This is a genomic window from Bradyrhizobium barranii subsp. barranii (assembly GCF_017565645.3).
Taxonomy (GTDB): Bacteria; Pseudomonadota; Alphaproteobacteria; order Rhizobiales; family Xanthobacteraceae; genus Bradyrhizobium; species Bradyrhizobium barranii.
Genome location: NZ_CP086136.1, coordinates 10,245,860 through 10,268,349 on the forward strand (window position 1 = coordinate 10,245,860; position 22,490 = coordinate 10,268,349).

Sequence of the window (22,490 nt, forward strand, 5' to 3'; positions counted from 1 at the left end):
TCGAAGCGGCTGTTAATAGCGGGGAGAATCTAGATCGCTCCACATCACTGCGTGCTGCACATAAATCAAGAATGAGCAGATCGAGACGAGCGATAGCGCGCAGCATCTTGGTGTAACGGCCATCGGCGCGGCCGAGTGCGAGGGCGGTGAAGAGACGCAGCACGCGATGGTACGCAACTGAGAAGTCGTCTCGGCAAGCCTTGTTGCCGAGGGCGCAAGCGAGCCAGCTCTTGCCGACGCCGCATGGCCCGGTAACGAGGAGATTATGTCGTGCCCGGATCCAGTCGCCGGCGGCGAGTTTTAGAAAGAGCGAGCGGTCGAGGCCGCGGATAACGCGGTAATCGACATCCTCGACGCAGGCGGTATGACGTAGCTTGGCGGCGCGAGCTCTGCTTTCGAACCGCTTTTGTTGGCGCAGCGTTTTCTCGTGTTCCAGGAAGCCAGCCATTCGGCGTGTTCGAGGCTGCGCGCTTCGGACTGGGCATCGAGGTCCTTGAAGCCTTTGGCCATACATGCACGCCACGAATGAGACTATCGACCGTGATGCGAAGTGAGAGTGCTGCCATCGTGGCACTTACCGAGGCGCGGAACAGACGATAAAAGGTTTTACCGAGGCCTAGAAATTGCGCGGCCGCACCGTCGGACAATGAAGGGTGCTCCCGCGTGCTTTCAAGATGCCCCTTTGTTGCGTCTCTGTGTTTCTCGCGGGCTCCACTTTCGTAAACGATACGATTGCCGAGCCGATATTTTTTGATAAGCGCGTGTGCTTCGGCATTGAGGCCGACCCGCGCATCGAGCATGAAGATAATCTTCCCGGTAAGGTGACGTCGCTCTGACCGCTTTAATTTGAGCGCCATAGGCTGTGAGGGTGGTAAGACGAGATTGTCTGGCTCGGGAGAGTTGCGGGCGGGCACTTCTCCGGGGAGCGAAGATACCTGGTTAGCAGCATGGGCTTCTGCAGAAGCGTCAAACATGCGAGCCGCTTCAGGAGCCACTTCCGGCCGCTCGGTCGTGCCGGGCGAGACCTCTCTTCGGGCGCTTTCTAAGCCGTACCTCATCCACAGAAAGGCAATAAGCATGGCCGCGGCAGCAAGAGCAAGAGCTACGGCACGCTGGAAGGCTGGATCGTTCATTGGATTGAAAGCGTTCCTCTTATTTTCTTCTTCGAAAGATGCCGTCCTGCTTTCTGCCAGTCGAGGCCCGTCGCTGGGGATGACGCATACGCCGGTAGTTGTGTCACACCACGAACATCCGCCGCCGCAACTTCGCGTACCCAAGCCGTTGGTGGGTGAGTTCGCGCCACTGGCCCCCTGAACACCGATTGGCCTTTGTCCGGTCAGCTGCTGCCAGCGCCGTACAAGCTCAAGTCGCCGTTGCGATAACCTGACCCGGTCGTCCAATGAACCACGCTGAATTGACAGCGCCGAATTACAGGCGCCTATGCCAACATCAGTGTTCTGAGCGCCATCGAAGCACGCCTGCCATTGCTGCAGAAACCTCTCGTATTCAATGTCGTGCGCCTGCTGGTTTGGCGGTCTCTGCTGAACGGCATATTGTTCTGCGTCGCTTTGACCAGTACTGGTCTGTGCTACGGAAGAAAGGTTGAAAATAAGAACATCGTCGCGATGCCTGACTACACGGCAACTCGAATCTACGATTGGCGCTTTTCCGTACATTGCGACGCCGCGCTGATCGGGCGAGACGGGTCCTGTTACAGCATACGGTAGCGCGCCGCATACTTTAGAGAAGACGTAGGCCGTTCCAGTATATTTATCGCGGTCCCTGCGTCCGTCGAAAAGAAGGGTTCTGGGCTGAACTCCGATTTCCAGAAGATCGGCGGATGGGGTTTGATAGTGAAACTGTCGCCGTGCACCCGCAGCTGAAAGGGCGACTGTCGAGCCATTGTGATGCCAGAGGGTCGCTTCCTGCGCGGCCACCTCGGCGGAAACCACAACTACCGCTAAGCAAACACGCAACCAGATCTGCGCGCGAGTCGCATGGCCACAGCTCGCGAACTTCCTCGCCCATACGCCCAGCCGCAGCGTCACACCTTACCTCTTTCCCGCTCGGGTCTGGCGGAAGTGCAATGCTATGCCATAGAAAATCACATCCACGCTTTACAATCTAGAAGGTTCTTGCGAGGCAGCCTACCGCATCGGGCGAGTGCGAACGAACCCCATGCGGCGTCCGCTTGGCTCCACTAAGCGGATCTCCCGTCCCGATAATGGGACAGCAATAGTAACCCTTTATGCTACCTTAGCGGGCGAACCGCTCTTCGGCGGCATTTGCAATTCGCTAGCGTCCGACACACCGCTCTCGCGGCGCCGCCGCGGTCAGGGAAAAATTTACGGGCTTAGTTTGCGATGCTCCTGGGTGTAAGGTATCTCGCGATTAAGTTGGCGAGGGGAGGAAAACATGGCGCAGCGTCTGTGCAGTCTGTGCGCAAAAAACAAAGATATGAAGAATGGCAAGATATGTGAGAAGGGACATTTCGTTTGCTACGAGTGCCAAAAGGGACGCACCAGGTGTCCAATGGATGGCACTAAGCTCTCGTGATCGCCGCGCCTTGAGCTATCGGGGCATTCTGTTCTGAACGAACTAAACTGGCGATGCGTAATCGCGCTTACGGCACTGTCACAGTCCTCAGGTATTGTATGTATTTGTCGCGCGTCGCTTCGAGACTTGCGTGATCCGGCGCATATTCTTCCCTGAATATTTCAACTCTATCGCATATGGGCTGGATTCCCGATGGAAGCTGTTTTTTGGGAAGCGCAGCCGCGATGGCATCCCACTGTTCTTTCATTTTGGCGATCGAGGGGTCCTTGGCGCGGAATCTTAGTATCGTAACGAGCTTGTTGTTCGGCGCTCCGATATCAGCACCGCGCAACACCTCGACGCCCATCAGGTTCAATGCAGCCCTAGTGCTTTCATCCACGGTGAACAAGCCGTCGATCTGCTGCACCTCGAATTTAGTGCCGTGGAAACCAGACGATTGCGACGCGTACCCTTTCCGGTACATTAGGGCGATCGCGTCGCGCACCTGTGGCTCAAGCCATTCTTTGAATGCTGCCATGTAGATCTCTTCTTCCGTGGGCTTGGGGTTTTCCTTAAGCCGCGTCTCTTCTTCCGTTTCCATGAATTGGTGGATTTGTCGTCGCAATACGCCAAACTGCGAGCGGAGTGTCTCTGGATCTTTTCTTTGTATGAGCCCTTCTAAGGAAGACATTGTCGCTATTCTAGCATGCCCGGGAGCATTGGCTTTTGACGCACCCAATTTTAGATCGTCAAGCTTCCGGAGTACCGTTAATCGCTGGGCACGGAAACGGTTGCTATGCGCGCCAGTGAGGACGAGCGTGTGGGCACGCGTAGGCATGCGACAAGAGAGTTATTCTTGTCGTCAGCGGACGCCGTTGGCGATGCGGCTCGAAATGAGGGGCGAGTACGCAGGTAACATGCCGTCGATGACGTTGACGTCATCGACGTTCACGCGACGTCAAAGTAAAGACCAAGAAAAAGAAATTAGCATGAAGACAGATGCGAATTCTTCAATTCGAAACGCGGCTATGTTCGCTTCCTCGATAAGCACAGCGCGTGAACCGACTCGATTCCGTTAGAAGCAATCTCGTCTCGGCCTGGGATATATACCTCTTAGAACCCAACCGTCCTCCCCATGAAGAGATTGAAGGCCAAGCATCGGACGGAAGTCCGTTGCAGCTTCAATCTCCAACTGTGGGGGAACGTATGCCCGCGCTCGCGCGCTGTGGTGCGGCGGCACCACGGAAGTCGCACGGCAAGTCGGGGTTTGTCGACCATACATGCTGCCCCAGGCCAGCGCATGCCAACCGTCGACCCCGCCTTACCCTAAAGGCGGGGCGTATGGCGGGGTATAAGGCTGGATCGCCAGGAAAACCTCTAAGGAGGAAGGGCTGGCTTTGGAGGGCCAGCCCCGCTCCTTACTTTCTCGGAGCGTCGGCAGGCTTGGCCTTTGCGCGAGCTTCGAGCCACTCGATAATCTCGTGCAGCCACCAGACCGGCGGACTGTTTCTGTGAGCACGTAGTTTGAAAAACATCGGTGCCTCACCAGATGCACAGAGCCTAAACCAGTGCGTGCGGCTGCCATCTATAGCCTCATCGCCACGGCAAAGCTCAATGACATCGACCCGCAGGCTTGGCTTGCCGACGTGCTGGCGCGCCTACCGGATCACCCTGCCAGGCGCATTGACGAACTGCTGCCTTGGAATTGGCAGCCTCAAAGCGTCGCTCACGCCGCTTAAGCGCGATCAGTCTTCCGCCAAAAAAACGGCCTAGCCGGGGGCCGTCGCCGGATGCGTACGTCCATTGTGAGCACCCTTGCCGAAGATGACTCTTCTAACGGTGCTCCCAAGACTCCGCACAAACAATCTGAAGGGCCTCGGCGCTACGCTTACGCTCGGCCGCGTGCGCTGTCTTTTTTTAAGTGTGATCTTTCAGCGCTGGAAAAAACGCCAGAGCGACGCGATGCCAGTCGATATTCCACGACGTTTCAAAAGGGCGTGCTCCACAATGCGGTTCCGCTCCTTCTTGAATTCCAAGACCAACGACTGATCGACCGCTGTGCCTTTCTTGCCTTTCAAAGGAAAGAAGCGGGGGTCCGGTCCGAAAAGCTCCTCACGGCCGTGCCCACGTGGATCCAGACGCGACGCGGAGCGCATAGTTTCCAATGGGCACCTTGGTCGAATAGGGCTCGCCGCCCCTCACAAAGACCCAAATTTGATCTTTCGAATTCGCCACTGAGCTAGGCTGTTCAGCTTCTGCCTTTTGCCGCATAGCGGCCAACAACTTTGTAAATCGCCGTCCACTCATTTAAACAATGGAGAAAGCTCAATCGAATCGCTTCTATCCAGAGCCTCTAAGGGATGTCCTTCCCATGGATAGTGGCGGCGCCCATTGGCTACAAAGACAAACGCGCCAAGCGTCCCAAGGAGAGCGCTCGCGCGCGGTATTCCAGCCTGAACATTGATTACCCAATCGTACTTTGCGCGAATTCCATGAAGCGGGCCATGAGGGTCCGAGATGCTGCTATCGACTGCAGCATCCACGGACTGGGTTGTCATCGACGGTTTAAGGTCGCGAACAACTGCAACAGCTGCTTTACAAAAAGCATCGACGCCGGGGTAGATACCGCCAAATAGACGCGACATATCTTTATATTTGTCATCTTTCAGCTGAGTAGAGGCGCTGAGCAGGTTATCTTTGGAAAGCTTTACTCCGGCTGATGCTGATTGGGCCGCCGACAATAAGAATAGCACGTCGCGAGGACCGTTTATGATTCGGGGAAAAACTAAATCAGCGAAATCTTTCTGAGTCAGACCGAACACATCGTTCCATTCGGACTTCAACCGTTTTTTCACACGGAGAGACACAAACTCGATCAGGTCATCTCGTGTCCATTCGAGCCGCGCAACACTATCCGCAAAGTGAGAGTAGTCCGTGTAGTGTTCCTGAACGCTGTCGAAAACGTGGAATTTTGTGAACGCCGCAACGCGAAGACCGGCTGTGTGAATTTCAGCAAGTAGGTTCAGCAAAGCTCCGATTCGAAAGGCATTTGCTCGATCTGTTAGAGCGAGTCCGTGTCCAACGATGTACTCGGGATTGTCAACGACAAGACAGAACCTATGCTTCTCGGCCGCTGTAACTTTTTCAAGGCATTTCAGAGCTGCGCTGGCCAAGTCCTTTCGCCGGACTTGCTTAAGGTACCGGCCTCGCTCTTCTTTACTAAGGCTGAATCCAGTTCCAAGAATCTGTAGGCTCGCGAAACGGTCCTTGACAAAATCCACTACACTTTGCAAAAAATTCTCGGTCACGAAATCCTCGGCTTCTGCATAAGCGTCGCGGAGAGTTTTGGATTGCCCCTTTCTTAGCTGTGCCGGACTTCGCCCAATTAACTCCCCGAGCAAGCCCGCGAGCAACTCTGCACGAAGCAGAGTACGATAATCTTCATCGTTGAATGAGGGATCGTCTACGAATACCCTCGCAGTAGTTGCATCCAGTGATATTGTCGCATAAGGCGAATCCTTCGAAAGCAACCATTTTTTAAACGCAGTTTTTCCAGCACCCGGCCGAGACAGAATAAGGAATGGCCCTTCGCCGGATGGAGCAGATAAGATATTCTGAATGAAAGCCGTTCGATGAAAATAATCTAGGAGGTGTGCATCGCGCTCGGCTGAGAGCGGTCCAAAAGATGCCTGTGACACTTATGCGCTCCTTTTTCCGTTTCCACTCACGAGAACTGGAGAGCGTGACAGAGACAGAGTTGCGCCAGGATCATCCAGTAGCATATAAACAGCCCATCGAAAGAACTCTTCGGCGCGATTACCTGAAACGCTTGCGCTGGCAGCGACCTTATCAAGAGTCGCCAGCTCGCCCTTACGCAAGATTGCACCCGACCTAGTTTGCAAATCTGTGGCGACTGAAGCTGGCGGCACATTTAGCTGCGTAGCTAGAAATCTGCGTGCTCGATCAGCGAGTAGTTGGATCTTGTGGATGTCAGACGTGGGCTTCGGATTCAGACCAAGCGTAAAGGCGCCATCGGCTTCAGAAAGGACGCCAAGGGCAACTAGGAAGCGGAGATATTCCCTCACACGCTCTGATGATATGTAGGCGGCGAGATTCTTGAGGAAGAACTCTTCCGACTTTTGGCTTTCGATCAAGGCAACGATTGAATCCAATTCATATGCATTACCACGTCGAAGTAGTGTAATTAGTTCGGCCGACTTTCTGGTAATTCGAGCATATTTGCGCCCGTCTGGTCGGAACTCCATGGCAATTTCCCTCGCACTGCAAAGCGCACAATTGCTGGTCGCCGTTGTTTTGCTTGCCTCGCGCTTTCCGCCTAGCTCTTGGCGCCCTGGCTGGACGAGGGGAAACACCGCGCCGGACGGACACTGGGCAATCGGCCGCGGTTCGGATCGAAAAATTAGATTTTATCCGTAGTGGCCAACAAGTCAAGGTTGCAGTTCGCCCCCGGGTGTTCCTGCGGAAGGTTCGCCAAGGAAAATAACAGATCGATTGAGAAAGTTTGGGAGGGCTACGTCGGAGCGACCAGCAGCGCCAACCATTTTCAGCCCTCCCAAGATTACTTACTCTACGATGGCGGCGCGCAGCTTCTTCGTGGCCTGCTCATTTCTTTCAACAAGCGCCTCTAATGCATCTAGATCTTCCTTGTCGAGTTTGCCCGCTTTCAATTTGCGCTTGATTTCGCCGATCTCTTGATCGGAAGGCTCTTTCTTGAGGGTCATGAGGTTCTCCTGTTAATTGCGACGAACAGAGAATAGGCCAAGTTGCACCTGAGCGGCTGGCCGACAAGCAAGGGCCACCAAACATCCGGTGCCTCCTTCAAAAGGCGCCAACCGCGCTCCAAATGTCCGCCATCGTTCGATATCGCGATCGCGATCGCGATATCGATCGCGCCTGGTTAGTTTGATCGTATCCCTGAAAACGTCGCGAGGCACCTACCAGAATTGGGTGACCTGCGCCGTCCGTCCAAATCAACGCAGTCATGAACATTTACGGCTGTACATGCGGCGGTCGCGCGTAACCGGCAAGGAGCCCCATCTGGCGAATTGGGTAGCCGATTGGCCATCAGCTACTGAGTTTGTGAGCTGATGTGAGCTTCTATGTCTGCGCCTAGTTCTGGAACTCGAGCCTTCCATATGATTGAGCCGTCACCGAGCGCCTTGAGAGCGCTGCGCAGCTTCGCCGACGTAGGTCGGACGAGTTCAAAGCGCGAGTTGTGGCAGAGGCGTTGGAGCCGGCGCGAGCGTATCGGCGATCGCTCATCGGATCGGCATTCACCATCGGAGCTGTTCGCCTGGCGCCGTGACGCGGATAGCAAAGCTCTGCTACCTGTCTCGCGCAGCGCCGGGACGTGTGGGGTGAGCGCAACCAAAGCGTTGCTTCGCTCACTGCAGCAAGCGTTGAGAATGCAGGGAACTTGAACGCGGGATCACTTTCACGCGAGAGCGTCTTGTCGGCGCCATCGCAAGGCAAAAGTGTGCTACTAGAGATTGCGCGCCGTTAATTGTTCTCGTCATAACACAATTGGAGGTTGTCGTGACAAATGCAGCAGCAGCGCTTACCCACTCGGTATCAGTGACAGAGAATTCCGATGGACGATTGGAGGTGTTTAGTCTCGGAATCGATAGGGCACTCTGGCATATCTGGCAGGAGAAGCCGCATGCCGGTCCGTGGTCAAGCTGGGCCTCGCTTGGCGGCGTTCTCACCAGCTCGCCGTCCAGCGTCGATAATTCCGATGGTCGGCTGGAGGTGTTTGCGCGCGGAACCGATAACGCACTCTGGCACATCTGGCAGGACAAGCCACATGCCGGTCCGTGGTCAAGCTGGGCCTCGCTTGGCGGCGGCATCACCAGCGATCCCGCCGTGGTCGACAATTCCGATGGCCGTCTCGAAGTGTTCGCCCGTGGCACCGACAACGCGTTGTGGCACATCTGGCAGGAGGAGCCGCATGCCGCTCCGTGGTCCGGTTGGGCCTCGCTTGGCGGCCAGATCACCAGCGATCCGGCGGGCGTGATCAATTCCGACGGCCGGCTCGAGGTTTTTGCGCGCGGCACCGACAACGCGCTTTGGCATATCTGGCAGGAGAAGCCGCATGCCGGTCCGTGGTCAACCTGGACCTCGCTTGGCGGCCAGATCACCAGCGACCCCGAGGTGTTCATCAACTCCGATGGCCGTCTCGAAGTGTTCGCCCGTGGCACCGACAAAGCGTTGTGGCACATCTGGCAGGACAAGCCACATGCCGGACCGTGGTCAGGCTGGGCCTCGCTCGGCGGCGGCATCACCAGCGATCCCGCCGTGGTCGACAATTCCGATGGCCGTCTCGAAGTGTTCGCCCGTGGCACCGACAACGCGTTGTGGCACATCTGGCAGGAGGAGCCGCATGCCGCTCCGTGGTCCGGTTGGGCCTCGCTTGGCGGCCAGATCACCAGCGATCCCGCCGCGATCGCCAACAGCGACGGCCGGCTGGAAGTGTTTGCGCGCGGGACCGACAACGCGCTTTGGCACATCTGGCAGGATAAGCCGCACTCCGGACCGTGGTCCGGCTGGGCATCCCTGGGCGGCGTTCTCCTGAGCGATCCACTCGCGGCCTGACGGACTGCACAAGAGGCCGGCCGTCTCACAAGGCGGCCGGCGCCTAACTGACCCATCATTATGCTACTACGTCTTCACGCAACGTCGCTTGATCGCGCGCTAATTCCGGCTTTTGGACCGGCCCTCGGCCCCGTTACCCGTTTTAATCCGTTGAACGGCGATTTACGCTTCGGGCTTTAGGCGGTTAACCGAATCGGCTCGGATCTCATAGAGATCCAACTCGCTTTCAGCGGCAGAAATCTGTGCCGAAATGGCATGTCGCACCCTCTCGCATGCTCGAGCCAACTTGGCACGATCTGTGGACTTCTGATTCGCGTAAGATCGAGTTCGATTCTAGAGCCGAGAGTCAGTGTCACTTATGCGTTATTTCATCTACTGTCGAAAATCATCGGAAGCCGAAGATCGACAAGTCGCGTCAATCGAATCTCAGTTGACGACGTTGAAGCGAGCATTCGTCGACAGATCTGACATTGAAATCGCCGGCATATACGAAGTGTCATTCAGCGCCAAAGCCCCTGGTCGCCCACAATTCGGTGAGATGCTCGCTCAGATCGAGAAAGGAGCAGCTCACGGGATCATCGCGTGGGCGACAGACCGTCTTGCACGCAATTCGATTGATAGTGGACGAATCATCTACATGCTCGATTGTGGCGTGATCCGCGATCTTAAATTTCCAACGTACACCTTCGAAAACAACTCGCAGGGCAAGTTCATCTCCAGCGAAACCTTGATGTCCTCGGCGGCCATCGGCGCGCACCTCTTGGGCAGCCTGGGCGGATGCCTCTCTGAAAACGACATCAACGTCCTCAGCAACCCACTGATGAGGAGCTTCGTCGCGGCGAAGCCATAGTCCGGACTTTGCCAGTAACGACCGCGCATGCCATCGGGCGCGTTGTAAAGGAGGTCACAGGTTTCCAGCTCTACGCGAACGATAAAGATGATCTGCCGCCCGTCTTCCTCGCCGGGCGGAGCATCGTTATAGGGCCAGATCCGATTGCTGATGACGGTTGCGCTCTCAATGACCCGCGATGGGATTTCCTCGAAAGACAGATCATCGTTATCAAGATAGGCCCGTCCCGTGGCCCAAAGCCTTGATGTGTCCCACTCCGGTCTAATCATCCGCGCTACCTTCATATTCCAAATCGACGTTGCCGATCTCCGTTCGGGCTAGCGGGCGGTCGGCGGCATGGCGCCCCTTCAAATGGCGGCGGCAGCCGTGCGCTATGCTCGATCTGGTCGGAGACGCGGGGGCTATCGTTGCGCAGCCGGCCGGCGAGTTCCGAAAAGGAGCTTTCCGCTGGTTGCCCCTGGCCGAGATTATCAATGCCGGTCCCCACCACCGAGACGCGAACCGTACCTTCCAATTGCTCATCAAAAGTGGCGCCGATGATGATATTGGCATCCTGGTCGACCTCTTCGCGAATGCGGCTGGCGGCTTGGTCGATCTCGAACAGTGTCAGGTCCTTGCCGCCAGTAATAGAGATGATGAGGCCACTGGCTCGCTTGAGCGAGGGGTCCTCAATCAATGGATTGGAAATCGCGGCTAGGGCGGCCTTGAGCACCCGCGATGGGCCAGAAGCCTCGCCCCTGCCCATCATCGCCTTGCCCTTTTCGCGCATGATCGAAAGAACGTCGGCAAAATCGAGATTGATCAAGCCCTTTTTGACTATAAGGTCGCTGATGCAGGCCACACCCGAATGGAGCACTTGGTCGGCCAGGGCGAAAGCTTCGGTGAATGTGGTCTTCTCGTTGGTCACCCGAAACAAGTTTTGGTTTGGGATGATCAGCAGGGTGTCCACCGTCTTCAGCAGATCCGCGATGCCGGCTTCGGCAAGGCGCATTCGGCGCTGGCCCTCGAATTGGAATGGCTTTGTGACAACACCAATGGTTAGAATGCCAAGCTCACGTGCAGTCTTGGCAATAACAGGCGCCGCTCCGGTGCCGGTGCCGCCGCCCATTCCGGCGGTAACGAACACCATGTGTGCGCTGGTCAAATGATCACGGATGGCATCGATTGCCTCTTCAGCCGCGGCGCGCCCGACGTCAGGCTGCGAGCCGGCCCCGAGTCCTTTAGTCACCTGGGTGCCCATCTGGATGAGGCTCTTGGTCTTCGACATCGTGAGCGCCTGTGCGTCTGTATTGGCGACGACGAAATCGACACCCTGCAAGCCGGCCGCGATCATGTTGTTGACGGCATTGCCGCCGGCGCCGCCGACCCCGAACACGATAATGCGCGTTTTCAGCCCGCGAACATCGGTAATGTTGGTCATTTTCGGCCTCACGATTGCGTCGGTAAGCTGGGAAATGAGATGACTCGAAATGCTACCTCCAAGCATTGCGATCTGCTTTGACCAAGTCCGCGGCTAGATGGCCAAGTCTGGAACCGGCTCGTCCGTGGCCGTCGATCGAGCCACCAGCTTGGACAGCGGTCCGCAGAGAGCCTTCAAGCCGCGCCGTCATCTTCTTGGCCGCCGAAGCCTCAGCAGTTGCCCGTAGCACCTCAGCCATTAGGCGATCGGCGCGCTCGCGCTCGCGCTCGAAATCCGCCCGATGACCAGCTGCCGTCGCCTCGAGCCGCGCGATCTCTGCCTGCAACCCCAGGATACTTTCCGCTCGCAGGGCGTTGTTTGGCTGTCGACCACCGGTTCGCCGCGGCTTATGCCGCATTTCGGCGAGATCGACGCACACCAACGCGTTGCCATCGTCTGAAAGTGAGCGCGGCAACTGACGCCGCTTGGCAAGCGAACGAGCGGCCCCTGGCGAGACTTTCAGGCGGGCAGCCAGTGCGACATAGGTCAGCCTCTCAATTGGCATCGGCTGTCCTCCTGGGAGCGTACCGGGGCAGTGTGCGCAGATCGGCAAAAGCTAGGCCGTCATGGTTAAGAGATTCTTAACGCGCAAGCAGACCGATCTTCCGGCGGCGCGCGGGTGGGAGCAGTCTTCATTCCCCCGTACGCCTCTCCTTTAGCTAAAGGGATGGGCGTGTATCATGTGGAGTCAATATGGGGTCTGATCACCCGCGTTCGCGCAAGAAAAAACCCTCGCATAAGCGAGGTTGATGGACAAAAAGATTGTCCAAGTAAGATGCGCGCTGGTTGGGCTCTACCGCATCAGGCGGTAAGTCGGGCCTGCCAACGTTCCCCGCAACGGGCGCTCAACCCGCTAGATGCGTTTTCCGCTGCGCCATGACGGGAGGCGGATGAGGCTAGTGTCTCGCGATAATGCTGCACGCCTCTGTTAACCTTTCAGACTAACCCAAGATCCTTTCGGTTGGTCGGGCGGGCATCAGTACTCTATGGCAAGCATGAGGGTGAGGACCCGCGTGGTCTTTTCAGGATCGGCCGGGTCCTCGGAGCCGAATTCGCACTCCTTGTCGTAGTAGTCGATCTTCCAAAGAAAGCGGCGGCCAACCAGATTGAAGCTACCGAAGTCGTGCTCGTCATGCGGATCGTTGTCCTCACTGAATTCCGAGAAATTCGCGACTTGAACGAGCGCTTCCGCCTTCACGCGGTCCGGCAGTGCATCGACGCCTGGCGTCATCATGATCTTGCCGCCGCGAAAGTTGCGGCGGAAATCGTCATTGAGGAGAGCGATCCTATTCGTCATCGCTTTCTCCCGCGTCTTCGCTCTTGTATGGGGACATGTGGCGGGAGCCGCACTGCGGACAATCATCGTCACATTGGGCGGACCACACACGCCCGTCCACTCGCGGCCGCATTCTGCGCAGTGGTAGAAGTTTCGGATTTGCATGGCCGGCCTCTTAGATGAGACCGGCGAGCACGAGCACCGATACGACGGTGTTACCACCACACGCCTCGCAGAAGCCCTGGTCTTGGTCGGGCTCCATCTCGGCGGTATGGTCACATCCCTCCGTCATGCAGATGGCGGGACACACAGTGTCGTGATGACTGCGATAAGCAGATCGTCGAGGCTGTCGACCCCTTGAAGATCGCAGAGCTGCATCAGCTTTACAGCCCTAATGGAAAGAGCAATGGTGGACATCTTGTTCTCCTCACAACCGGCCCGAACCATTCGGGTACCGGATAGCGAGGCGGATCTGCTTGAGCACTTTCAGCGCAGCTTGAGAACGCCCTCCGTCTCGCTACCGCCCCCGAATGGGAGCGGACAAAGAACCTGTCCGAACGCAACTTTGCCTTCTTGCGGGAATCGGAAGTAGGCGTGAGCTTATGCCAAATTGGCAAATATGAGATTCGACGCAATTCCCTATCCTACAGTTGCTGGACAGGCTGAGATTGGCTTGAGGGGGCAAGCGTGACGGCGCTAAAGGGCGTTGACGGCGTCCCATCGATCATCAGCTTGAGATAGATGCGGTAATTCGGCAGCTGCAAGAGATCAACTTCCGCGAACCTCTCGTGGAATTCGCGAACAAGATACGGGGCGTCTTCGACACCAACCCGGAACGAGATGATCGAGCCGGTGTTGCCGAGGACGTGGAGCGTCGCGTCCGGCTGCTCCAAGAGAGCCATAAGTACGTTGCGCAAGATGTGCTCCATGCGCCCCCCAGGCGTCGGGCCACATCTTCTTAAAGACATCCATCATGCCCGAAGCGGCGAGGGCGATACGATCATCGCTGACGTGACGAAGGGGGTTGCGAATCAGTCGCGTCCAGATAGATCACTCTATCCCGCTGCGATGCCGGAATGCGCGAAGCAACACGAGCAACAAGGTCACCGTGCGGATCAATGAGGGCGAAGCCATTCCCCCGCTCGGCATCCCGCAGCGCCATAGTCTCGATCAGACTCGACTTGCCGGTGCCAGTTTTGCCGATGATGTACATGTGCAAGAGCCGGTCTTCCGTTTTGATCCCGAAGACGCGGTTGTCATTCCGAAAGTCGATGCGGGCAAAACGAATGAGATCACTGGCCATATTCCGCCGATGGTGTCTTTGCCCGTCCCCCGCGACTAGACTGCTGATCTTGCCCAAATTCGCGGCTGGCTTTCGGCCCGAAAACGATTCGAAAGGCTAAGCAAAAACTCCGTACCTTAGGCTAGGAATGCGACGTTCCTAGGTCAGGCTGCAGATTCTTATGATGTCGCCCGGGTGTACCGATTTGATCTCGCCAAAACCGCTGGGGGATAACTCCCCCGGCAGCCAGCGCTCGCCTCAGATGGGCCCGAGTGATCAGTTCACCGTGCCGCGATAAGGGATGGTCGCGACGGGGACCAGATCTGGACCGCCCTCGTCTGGACCGTTCGCCTCGACGATTGATCGCACCGCTTCGCGGTCGAGAATGGCGGCACTTGGGAAGACCGGGCCATTATCGAGCACCGAGGGCGAAGTTGTCGACGATCGAAACGCAAGGCATCTAAATAATCGAACCATGCCGGAGCCCATTGGTTCGACCTTTCGGATCGTGGTGGCGAGGCACTCCGGCGCGCGCCGAGGCGTTGCGGGTTTCATGCCTCCACCTCCCGGCCGAGCGCGTCCTGGATCGAGAACAGCAATGTTTCAATCTGGTCGTTCGTCCGGAGCATGACCGGATCGACCTCCTGCGCAAGGTAGCCCACGAGCGCCCGAACGCCAGCGATCGACGTGGGCGCGGTGAGCAGCTGGCCGAGAACCTCGAAGGCGGCGGCGTCTGCCACGCGCACCGCGTCCTCGGCGTCGCCCATCACCTCCGTGTAACGGTTGAGCGCGGCGCCGAGATCGGCGTGTGCCGTCCGGCGCTGGGGTTCGGAGAGGCAAGCAAGCGTGTCGATGCGCTCGTGGTTATAGACGACGATCGGCTGTCCAGCCGGAAGCGCAACACTGGTGTAAGGGTAAAGGCCGATAGCCTCGTCGACCAAGATCCTCTCCCGGCGGCAATAATCTGCCACGAGATCCTCATAGGTGATCGCGGCCCGGCGGTGCTGGTGGATAAGGTCAAAGGTGGGGTCATTCGGGCCTGCGGCCTCTACGACCGCTGGGGCGCCGGCCAAGGCCGCGACGGCGGCCGCGCCGAGAAAACGTCTGCGTGATGTGGTATTTGTGGTTTCAGCCCGCGTCATGGATCACAACTCCTGTGCGGCTTAGGGCTGGAATCCCGCGGTGCTCAAGTGGCTAACCGCGATTTCCGAGCTGATGCTGGCCAGGATCGGGTTCATGCTCGAGTTCAATCCGAACCGGATAAGACCACCATTGGGGCAGGCGCGCGAGCGCCGATGGCAGTTTGGATCTATGTCAACACCAGCAAACAAATTTGCGACAAGGACCACATCAAGCTCTTCGCGACCGCTTGAACCGGTTCGTTAGTTGGAAACTGACCGCTTCTCCCACCCGACACCCGCGTCAAAGGCCCGCGCCGCCTGTTCCAGAAGTTGCTTCTTCCAGGCATAGATCTGGTTCGGGTAAACCTCATTACCCTCGGCAATCGTCGTCGGTATCGGCACCCAGCATCCCCAATTGGGGAGATGTGGCGTCCAAGTTGACGGCCCTTGGCTCGACGACAAATAAAGACGCCGCTCCTCTTCGTCCTAACTCCCCGCCGCGAGTTCTTTCTTTGCGCATGCAAGCTTGGCGACCCGGTTTCTGATCGCCCCCTCACTGCGCGTTAGCTCTCTCGCGATCTCTCTCGTAGCTCGCCCGGCTTCCCGCAGTTCGAGGTAAGCGATCTACACGATGGTCTGAACGAACAGCGGGTTCAGATCCTGATTCTGATAGGCCCGGAGTCAGCCAAGGCCTAACGGTGGCTGACGGTACAACATCAACAGTGGATCGGGCTCCTACCCACTCTGGTGGCGCGCGGATTGTGTCTCTACTGCTACTCTGTAGTGCGCCGCCATCCCTCCGCGGCTGGACTCGCCGCGACAATTTCAATGCTTCCGCGCACGCCGCATTTGCATTCGAAAAGGCGGCTGTGAAAACTATCATCCTTGGAAACAAGCATGTACTTCGGTGAACCCAGACTGGACCTGCGGGCGCGCCAAGGCCCCCGTCCACAGACCCACCTAAACTGGTGGCTCGACCCCCGCGCCCGTTGTCCTAGGTTGCGGGTCGTCTTCGCATGAAGTTACGAGGAATGTCAGGCCCCGTCCCAGTGGTTCACATCGGCGAAGACTCTGCTGAGCAGGTCGCATTTAAGCTGATGGAAAAGGTAGCGACTATGGAACAGCGATCGATACACTACCACGACGATCTCAAACCGGCTGGACCGTTGCGGATCGCAATTGGATTCTCGACGCTTACGCGGAATGTCTGATGGCGGTGAGAGAGCCCAATTGCCGTGGCGCAGTGCGTGACCCCATCGCAACGCTGCCCTCTGACTGAGGGACTTCAAACCTACGAAGTTGCGCCGGACACATCGGCTGTCGCCTAATGCAACGCTCCCAGGCCATCCGTCGGTCTGGTCGAGATCGGACTAAAAGGCGAAGGGGAAATGAAGCGCGACGTCCTGAGTGAATTTGAGAAACGAGCAAGCGGTCCGATGGCATCCGCGGAGCGCACGGCCCTAGCGGAGTTACTGCTCCCCCAATCCGCTGGGCAGATCGTTTTTTCCAGAGGACCGGCGCGCGCGACTAAGAATGTTTGAAAAGGCGCGGCGGCAGGCGCGACCGGTCGAGATCGGGCGGAAGGCGAAGGGCTCAAAATGAGCGAAGAACAGAGCCACGAGGGATCGGTGTCGCAAAATGCGGACGAACTAAAGGAACGAGAGTTCGATCTCAAACTCATTCAAGCGTGGGCGGAGAGCAGGAATCGCATCGCTGTCGCGGTTGCGGTGCTAAATGGCGCAACGCTGGCGACTGTCATCGCGACGATGAAAGATAAGGGCAACATCGAGCCCAACATGTCGACGCTAGGATTTTCGATCTTCGGCTTGGCTGCCGGCATGGTGGCAGTAGCATTCGCGTGGCAGTTTGCGGACTCTGCCATGGAAAAACTGATGAAGCGCGAGAAAGCTGCCACCGCGATCCTGGTTCATTGGCTCGTCGGCCTCGTTTTTTTCCTCGTCATAATGGCGTCGGTCGGAGGCTTCTTATTGTCCGCCAGTTATTTCAGCGGCTATATGCAAGCTGGCTTTAGAGTTGCGCATGGTCCCTATAGAGGGCGAGCAAAAAGTTCAACTCTGCCATGGTGACTTGTCCTGATGGCACACAAGACGCCAGGAATGTTCCGGGCCAACCTCTGACATTAAGATATGCTGGCTCGCGTCGTTGACGAACGACGCGCTCGGCCAACTAGAAACCTCACGCACTCCCGGCCGGCGTGGCCACCTGTAAAGCCGTGACTGCGGCTTGCTCGCGGCCGGCCTCCAGCTGATCGGCGAAACCCGTACAGCCCGTGACACTCTCAGCCGCGGCTTGGATCATCTCCATTGTGGCCGGCACCGCCTCGGCGATCTCACGAATTTCCGTGAATGTACATGCAAGAAGCGATCGTCGTCCTTATGGCGAAAACGCGGTCGTCATTGCGAAATCAACGCGCACAAAGCGAATGATCTGACCTGCGTCCATACCACACGCATTGTCTCTTTGCGCGTGCTCGTGCGGGAGAGCCGTTGTTTTGCCGAGATCCGATCATTCGCCACGACCGCATTTCTCGTCTGGTCCCTCTCCTTCCCGCCTTTGGCGTTGGCGGTGCCAAGGAGGTGCCACACCCGAGAGGAAGCATTTCGCTAATGCATTGAAATAACTTGGCGATCCCGGGAAGACTCGAACTTCCGACCTACGGTTTAGGAAACCGCCGCTCTATCCGGCTGAGCTACGGGACCGCGGAACCCGCTGGTACGGGTTCGATCCCGTCATAGCAGAGCAAAATGCAGTTCGCCAGCCGTCAGGCGGGCCAGACCATCGTCAACCTGAACGGGGCGGCTATACAATCGCTTCCAGGCCCCTCTCGGCGGAGCAGCTCACATGATCGAAAGCATCAGCGCCATCACGCTCGGCACGCATGACATGGGGCGCGCCGTGCACTTCTACCGTTCGCTGGGGTTTGAGCTCCTGTATGGCGGCGAAGCCGCTGCATTCACCAGCTTTCGCGCCGGCACCGGCTATCTCAACCTGACGGCGCAGCCGGACGACAAGCGCTGGTCCTGGTGGGGCCGCATCATCTTCTACGTCGCCGATGTCGACGGGACCTACGAGCGCGCACGCGCCGCCGGATGGCAGCCGTCGACCACGCCGCGCAATGCGGAATGGGGTGAGCGCTACTTCCATCTCACCGACCCCGACGGCCATGAGCTCAGTTTCGCGCGACCGTTGTCCTGACCGCATAAGTCACATCCGCTGACGTTCGCAACGCGCAAGTAGCGCTGTCTCAGCCGCCGTGGCAAGCTCGGCGCGGTTGCCTCAAGCGAGAATTGTATCTGGGTTCTAACCAGGGAGGACGACCATGGTAACCTATGTCGTGCTGGCGAACTTCACTGATCAGGGAGTCCGCAACGTCAAGGACTCGCCGAAGCGGGCCGACGCCTTCAAGGAGATGGCCAAAACGTTCGGCGTGACCGTGAAAGAGATCGTCTGGACGCAGGGACGATATGACGTTGTAACCGTTCTCGAGGCTCCAGATGAGGCTGCCGCGATGTCGCTCAGCCTTAGTCTCAGCGCACTCGGCAATGTCCGCACCGAAACGCTGCGCGCGTTTTCGGCGGCAGATATGACAAAGATCGTCGGCAAGATGCTCTGACGCTCAAGCCCGCGCGAGCGCACTGGACCCGGGATGGCAATCCCGGGAATAGGCCTCTCATGCCCTGATATTGTTCTCGCGCACCACCTTGCCCCAATAGGCGACCTGCTTGTCGAAGAAGCTCTTGAAGGCGGCGCCGTCCTGGAGCAGCAGCGTCATCTGCTGGGTCTCCTTGAGCTGGGCGGCGGTCGCGGGCTCGCTCAGGATCTCCCTGGACGCCGTCGCCATGGCCGCGACGATATCCGGCGGAGTGCCCGCGGGCGCGAAAACGCCCCACCACGCCAGCGTCTCAAAGTCTGGAAAGCCGGCCTCGATCGCGGTCGGCGTATCCGGTAAGCCCGGCAGCCGCTCGCGGCCGAGTTGCAGGATCGGCCGCAGCATGTTGGTGCCGAGCTGGGCCGAGACCAGCGCCGCCGATCCCGCGATCAGATCGACATGGCCGCCGAGCACGTCGTTCATCGCCGGGCCGCCGCCGCGATAGGGCACGTGCATGATCTCGACGCCGGCCTTGGTGCCGAGCACCGTCATGGCGAGATGGCCGAGCGTGCCGATGCCGACGGAGGCATATTTCACCGCGCCGGGCGTCGCCTTGCAGGCGGCGACCACGTCGGCAAAGCTCTTGTAGGGACGGCCGGCGCCGGCGGCGATCACGTAGGGCGCGGTGCCCACCAGCAGCACCGGCATCAGCTCGCGCTCGACATCGACCGGCGGCTTGTCGAGGATGGACGGGATCACCGCGTGGGAATCGAAGGTGACCAGGAACGTCGAGCCGTCCGGAGGACTCTTCGCGACCTGCGCCGCCCCGAGCGCGCCGGCGGCGCCCGACTTGTTCTCGACCACGACGATGCGGTTGAGTTTTGTCTGTAGATTGGCCTGCAACAGCCGCGCCATCGCGTCAGTCGATCCGCCCGGCGGAAACGGCACCACCAGCGTAATCTTGCCGGCCTGCGCCACCGCTGGCGCGATTGCGAGAATAGCGGGCGCTGCCAGCAGCGTGCGTCGTGTGATCGTCATGGTCCCCTCCCCTTTGGTTTTGCGCCTGGCTTTTGCTCTTTGGCGCTTAGGTCGTGCCGAAGCCCGACCCCGCTTTCTTGTATTCTGGCCGTGGTGGACTGAAAATGTCCAGCACGCGGGCCCCATCGGGGCCGGCGCGCATCGTGTGTGGCACATTGCCGGGCGTGCGCCAGAAATCGCCCTTCTTTACCGGAATTTCCTCATCGCCCTGGACGCGGATGGCGGAGCCGTCGAGCAGCACGCCCCATTGCTCCTCGGGGTGATGATGCAGCGTGCCTTGCGCATGCGGGGCCAGCGTCACCACCGACAGCATCGCCTGCTCGCCGGAGAAGATGCGCGTGGTCACACCCGCCGCGAGTTCGCGGAAGAGGCCATCGCTGGCATCGTCGATGTTGTGAAATTCGTCCTTCTGGCTCACGCCGCCCTCCCCTTCATTCTGATCTGATCAGGATTTGCCATAGGAGCCCTGGTAGCGGCCCTCGCGGATCGCCTTCATGGTCTCCTCCTCGCGCGCGACCTGGGCGCGGACGGCTTCCAGCAGCGCCGCGGCGCCGGCGGCGGGGAACGACACCACGCCGTCCTCATCGCCGACCACGATGTCGCCGGGCGAGATCACGCTGCCGCCGATCGTAACAGGCACGTTGATCTCGCCGGGGCCGTTCTTGTAGGGGCCGCGATGGATCACCGCGCGGGCATAGCAGGGAAAGTCGTCAGCGGCGAAGGCCGCGACGTCGCGGATCGCGCCATCGATGACATAGCCTTCGGCTTTGCGCCACTGCGCGATGTTCTTCATGATCTCGCCGACCAGCGCGCGGGTCTCGTCGCCGCCGCCATCGACCACGATGACGTCGCCCGGGCCGACCAGCTCGAGCGCGCGGTGGATAGCCAGATTGTCGCCGGGGCGGGTGCGTACCGTGAAGGCCGTCCCCACCAGCTTGCCACCGCGATGATAGGGTTTTAGCCCGACCGCGCCCGGCAGCCGGGCGAGATTGTCTGAAATGACCGAGGTCGGCGCGCCGCGAAAGCCCTCGATGATCTCGGCCGGCGGCTTCGGCACGCTGTTCGCTGCGATGGTGATCGTCATGTCTCAATCCTTCTGCATTCTTCTTATTCGGCGTGCGCCAGCGCCTTCGCCGGCCGAATCCGGAAGGCGCGCCCTTCCTTCATCCACGCCGCGCGCTCGTCGCGCAACAGGGTGCGGCGAACTTTTCCGGAATCATCGCGCGGTGGCGCGCTGACGATCTCGAAACTCTCGGGGTGCTTGTAGCGGCTCAGCCTGTCCTTCAAGAAGTCCGCCATGCCGTCGGCGATGGTCTGACCATCCGCGCCAGATTCGGGCTCGACGATGGCATGCACGCGCTGGCCCAATTCGGGATCGGGCAATCCCACGACGACGCAGGAGCGCACGCCAGGGCTCTCAGAGACCGCAGCCTCGACCTCCGCTGGATAGATGTTGGCGCCGCCGCGCAGCACCATGTCGGCGAGACGGTCGCCGACATAGAGATAGCCTTCGGCGTCCAGCCGGCCGATGTCGCCGAGCGACTCCCAGCCGTCCGCGCGGCGCTTCGGCTCGGCGCCGAGATAATGATAGGTGGCATCCCTGCCGTCATTGTTGAGGAAATAGATCTCGCCGGTCTCGCCGGGCGCGACGTCGTTGCCGTCCTTGCCGACGATGCGCAAGCGCGCCATCTCCCCGATCTTGCCGACCGAGCCCTTGTGCGTCAGCCATTCCGTGCCTGATATGATGCAGGAGCCCTGGCGCTCGGTGCCGCCATAGAGCTCCCAGACGCGCTCAGGGCCGAGCCAGGCGATCCAGTTCTCCTTCAGCCAGGGCGGCATCGGAGCCGCCATGTGGAAGACGGTCTGAAGGCTCGACATGTCGTAAGAGTTCCGCACGTTCTCCGGCAGCGCCCAGATTCGGTGCATCATGGTCGGCACGAAATTGACCCATTGCACGCGCTCGCGCGCGATCTGCCGCAGCGTCTCCTCGGCGTCGAACTTGACGAGGCCGGTAAGCTGGCCGCCGGTGAACAGCGCGTAGTGCGACACGATGAACGGCGCATTGTGGTAGAGCGGACCGGGATTGAGCAGCGAAACCCCGAATGGAATGTTGAGCGGCGGCGCGGCGACCGTGTCGGTCACGGCCGGCTGATGATCGAGGATCACTTTCGGCCGGCCGGTCGAGCCGCCGCTGGTCATGGCTTTCCAGTAGCGAGCCACCGGCGGATCGAGCGGCTCGTCCGAAAAACCTTCCGGCACGAAATCCGCCGGCAGGCGGTTCGGCGCGTTCCAGTCGGCCTCGCCGCCGACCACTAGCGCCGGCTTCAGGATGTCGAGCACCGCAGCGGCTTCGCCGCGCGGCAGCCGCCACGACAGCGACGTCGGCGTCGCTCCGCACTTCCATACCGCAAACGAGGTCTCAAAGAATGCGTTGCCGTTAGGCAAGCCGATTGCGACAAAGTCGCCGGGCTTGACGCCCTTGGCCATGAACGCCCGTGCGCGCCGATTGGCGCCGCGTTCGAGCTCGTCCCATGTCAGCGTATCCTGCCCGTGACGGACGGCGATCGTGCCTTGCGGTTTGCGTTGAGCGTGCCAGCGAGGCACGTCGGACAGGGGCAGCAGCATCAGGTGTTTCCACTTCGTCTTCTTGGCGTCGTCTCAGGATGAGGCGTCGCGAGACGAAGTGTAACAGCCGGAGCCAAGCCTT

General features: G+C 59.1%; 21 protein-coding genes, 1 tRNA gene and 2 pseudogenes. 6 read left to right on the top strand and 18 right to left on the bottom strand.

Annotated features, from left to right (window positions below; all coding sequences use genetic code 11):
* Positions 1-64: 64 nt before the first annotated feature.
* Together J4G43_RS49745 and J4G43_RS49750 are read right to left on the bottom strand one after the other, a co-directional pair.
* Positions 65-510, bottom strand: a pseudogene (locus J4G43_RS49745) (ATP-binding protein); the annotation flags it as partial.
* Between the two features lie 2,113 nt (positions 511-2,623).
* On the bottom strand, positions 2,624-3,226 hold the full coding sequence (locus J4G43_RS49750; protein WP_208083448.1) for a hypothetical protein: 603 nt from the start codon (positions 3,224-3,226) through the stop codon (positions 2,624-2,626).
* Positions 3,227-4,106: 880 nt separating this feature from the next.
* Between J4G43_RS49750 and J4G43_RS49755 the strand changes: the two are divergent.
* A pseudogene (locus tag J4G43_RS49755) lies at positions 4,107-4,274 on the top strand (transposase domain-containing protein); the annotation flags it as partial.
* Positions 4,275-4,838: 564 nt separating this feature from the next.
* On the opposite strand, the gene J4G43_RS49760 reads toward J4G43_RS49755, so the two are convergent.
* The 3 genes from J4G43_RS49760 to J4G43_RS49770 form a co-directional block, all read right to left on the bottom strand.
* A complete protein-coding gene (locus J4G43_RS49760; protein WP_155258247.1) occupies positions 4,839-6,233 on the bottom strand; it encodes a P-loop ATPase, Sll1717 family in 1,395 nt (464 codons plus the stop codon).
* Entirely contained in the window at positions 6,234-6,800 is a 567-nt protein-coding gene (locus J4G43_RS49765) for a hypothetical protein (RefSeq protein WP_155258248.1), read from the bottom strand.
* A gap of 318 nt (positions 6,801-7,118) precedes the next feature.
* Entirely contained in the window at positions 7,119-7,277 is a 159-nt protein-coding gene (locus J4G43_RS49770; RefSeq protein ID WP_193376000.1) for a hypothetical protein, read from the bottom strand.
* 883 nt (positions 7,278-8,160) lie between these two features.
* Between J4G43_RS49770 and J4G43_RS49775 the strand changes: the two genes are divergently transcribed.
* Together J4G43_RS49775 and J4G43_RS49780 are read left to right on the top strand one after the other, a co-directional pair.
* The gene (locus tag J4G43_RS49775; RefSeq protein ID WP_208083449.1) at positions 8,161-9,147 is read left to right on the top strand and encodes a PLL family lectin; all 987 of its coding nucleotides are present in this window, start codon (positions 8,161-8,163) and stop codon (positions 9,145-9,147) included.
* A 358-nt stretch (positions 9,148-9,505) separates the two neighbouring features.
* Positions 9,506-9,997, top strand: coding sequence for a recombinase family protein (locus tag J4G43_RS49780; protein ID WP_208083450.1), 492 nt, complete (start codon positions 9,506-9,508; stop codon positions 9,995-9,997).
* 280 nt (positions 9,998-10,277) lie between these two features.
* Here J4G43_RS49780 and ftsZ read toward each other — a convergent pair whose 3' ends face one another.
* From ftsZ to J4G43_RS49815, 8 genes are all read right to left on the bottom strand, one after another.
* Positions 10,278-11,417 (bottom strand): cell division protein FtsZ, encoded by a 1,140-nt coding sequence (ftsZ, locus tag J4G43_RS49785; protein WP_028151348.1) that lies wholly within the window; start codon positions 11,415-11,417, stop codon positions 10,278-10,280.
* Between the two features lie 52 nt (positions 11,418-11,469).
* Positions 11,470-11,961, bottom strand: coding sequence for a hypothetical protein (locus J4G43_RS49790; RefSeq protein ID WP_080660048.1), 492 nt, complete (start codon positions 11,959-11,961; stop codon positions 11,470-11,472).
* 471 nt (positions 11,962-12,432) lie between these two features.
* On the bottom strand, positions 12,433-12,897 hold the full coding sequence (locus J4G43_RS49795; RefSeq protein WP_228411339.1) for a DUF3768 domain-containing protein: 465 nt from the start codon (positions 12,895-12,897) through the stop codon (positions 12,433-12,435).
* 123 nt (positions 12,898-13,020) lie between these two features.
* Complete coding sequence (locus J4G43_RS55545; RefSeq protein WP_256461401.1) at positions 13,021-13,149, bottom strand: hypothetical protein; 129 nt, start codon at positions 13,147-13,149, stop codon at positions 13,021-13,023.
* Between the two features lie 227 nt (positions 13,150-13,376).
* On the bottom strand, positions 13,377-13,649 hold the full coding sequence (locus J4G43_RS49800) for a hypothetical protein (RefSeq protein WP_208083451.1): 273 nt from the start codon (positions 13,647-13,649) through the stop codon (positions 13,377-13,379).
* An 83-nt stretch (positions 13,650-13,732) separates the two neighbouring features.
* Complete coding sequence (locus J4G43_RS49805; RefSeq protein WP_155257920.1) at positions 13,733-14,035, bottom strand: type IV secretion system DNA-binding domain-containing protein; 303 nt, start codon at positions 14,033-14,035, stop codon at positions 13,733-13,735.
* A 255-nt stretch (positions 14,036-14,290) separates the two neighbouring features.
* Positions 14,291-14,569, bottom strand: a complete 279-nt coding sequence (locus J4G43_RS49810; RefSeq protein WP_155257921.1) for a hypothetical protein — start codon at positions 14,567-14,569, stop codon at positions 14,291-14,293.
* On the bottom strand, positions 14,566-15,156 hold the full coding sequence (locus J4G43_RS49815; RefSeq protein WP_028151352.1) for a twin-arginine translocation signal domain-containing protein: 591 nt from the start codon (positions 15,154-15,156) through the stop codon (positions 14,566-14,568). Before J4G43_RS49815 ends, J4G43_RS49810 begins: the two co-directional genes overlap by 4 nt.
* Positions 15,157-16,733: 1,577 nt before the next feature.
* On the opposite strand from J4G43_RS49815, the gene J4G43_RS49820 reads away from it, so the two are divergent.
* Positions 16,734-17,222 (top strand): hypothetical protein, encoded by a 489-nt coding sequence (locus J4G43_RS49820; RefSeq protein ID WP_028151354.1) that lies wholly within the window; start codon positions 16,734-16,736, stop codon positions 17,220-17,222.
* Positions 17,223-17,778: 556 nt separating this feature from the next.
* Here J4G43_RS49820 and J4G43_RS49825 read toward each other — a convergent pair.
* Positions 17,779-17,855 (bottom strand) — tRNA-Arg (locus tag J4G43_RS49825).
* Positions 17,856-17,997: 142 nt separating this feature from the next.
* Here J4G43_RS49825 and J4G43_RS49830 point away from each other — a divergent pair.
* Both J4G43_RS49830 and J4G43_RS49835 read left to right on the top strand, forming a co-directional pair.
* Positions 17,998-18,351 (top strand): VOC family protein, encoded by a 354-nt coding sequence (locus J4G43_RS49830; protein WP_208083452.1) that lies wholly within the window; start codon positions 17,998-18,000, stop codon positions 18,349-18,351.
* 124 nt (positions 18,352-18,475) lie between these two features.
* Entirely contained in the window at positions 18,476-18,769 is a 294-nt protein-coding gene (locus J4G43_RS49835) for a GYD domain-containing protein (RefSeq protein WP_135215901.1), read from the top strand.
* Positions 18,770-18,826: 57 nt separating this feature from the next.
* On the opposite strand, the gene J4G43_RS49840 is transcribed toward J4G43_RS49835, so the two are convergent.
* The 4 genes from J4G43_RS49840 to J4G43_RS49855 are packed head-to-tail and all read right to left on the bottom strand — an operon-like array spanning position 18,827 to position 22,408.
* Complete coding sequence (locus J4G43_RS49840; protein ID WP_063980664.1) at positions 18,827-19,783, bottom strand: tripartite tricarboxylate transporter substrate-binding protein; 957 nt, start codon at positions 19,781-19,783, stop codon at positions 18,827-18,829.
* Positions 19,784-19,829: 46 nt separating this feature from the next.
* Positions 19,830-20,201: a dimethylsulfonioproprionate lyase family protein gene (locus J4G43_RS49845; protein WP_035708285.1), complete on the bottom strand. Its 372-nt coding sequence runs from the start codon at positions 20,199-20,201 to the stop codon at positions 19,830-19,832.
* 27 nt (positions 20,202-20,228) lie between these two features.
* Positions 20,229-20,867: an RraA family protein gene (locus J4G43_RS49850; RefSeq protein WP_085399166.1), complete on the bottom strand. Its 639-nt coding sequence runs from the start codon at positions 20,865-20,867 to the stop codon at positions 20,229-20,231.
* Between the two features lie 23 nt (positions 20,868-20,890).
* Entirely contained in the window at positions 20,891-22,408 is a 1,518-nt protein-coding gene (locus tag J4G43_RS49855; RefSeq protein WP_208083453.1) for an AMP-binding protein, read from the bottom strand.
* Positions 22,409-22,490: the final 82 nt, after the last annotated feature.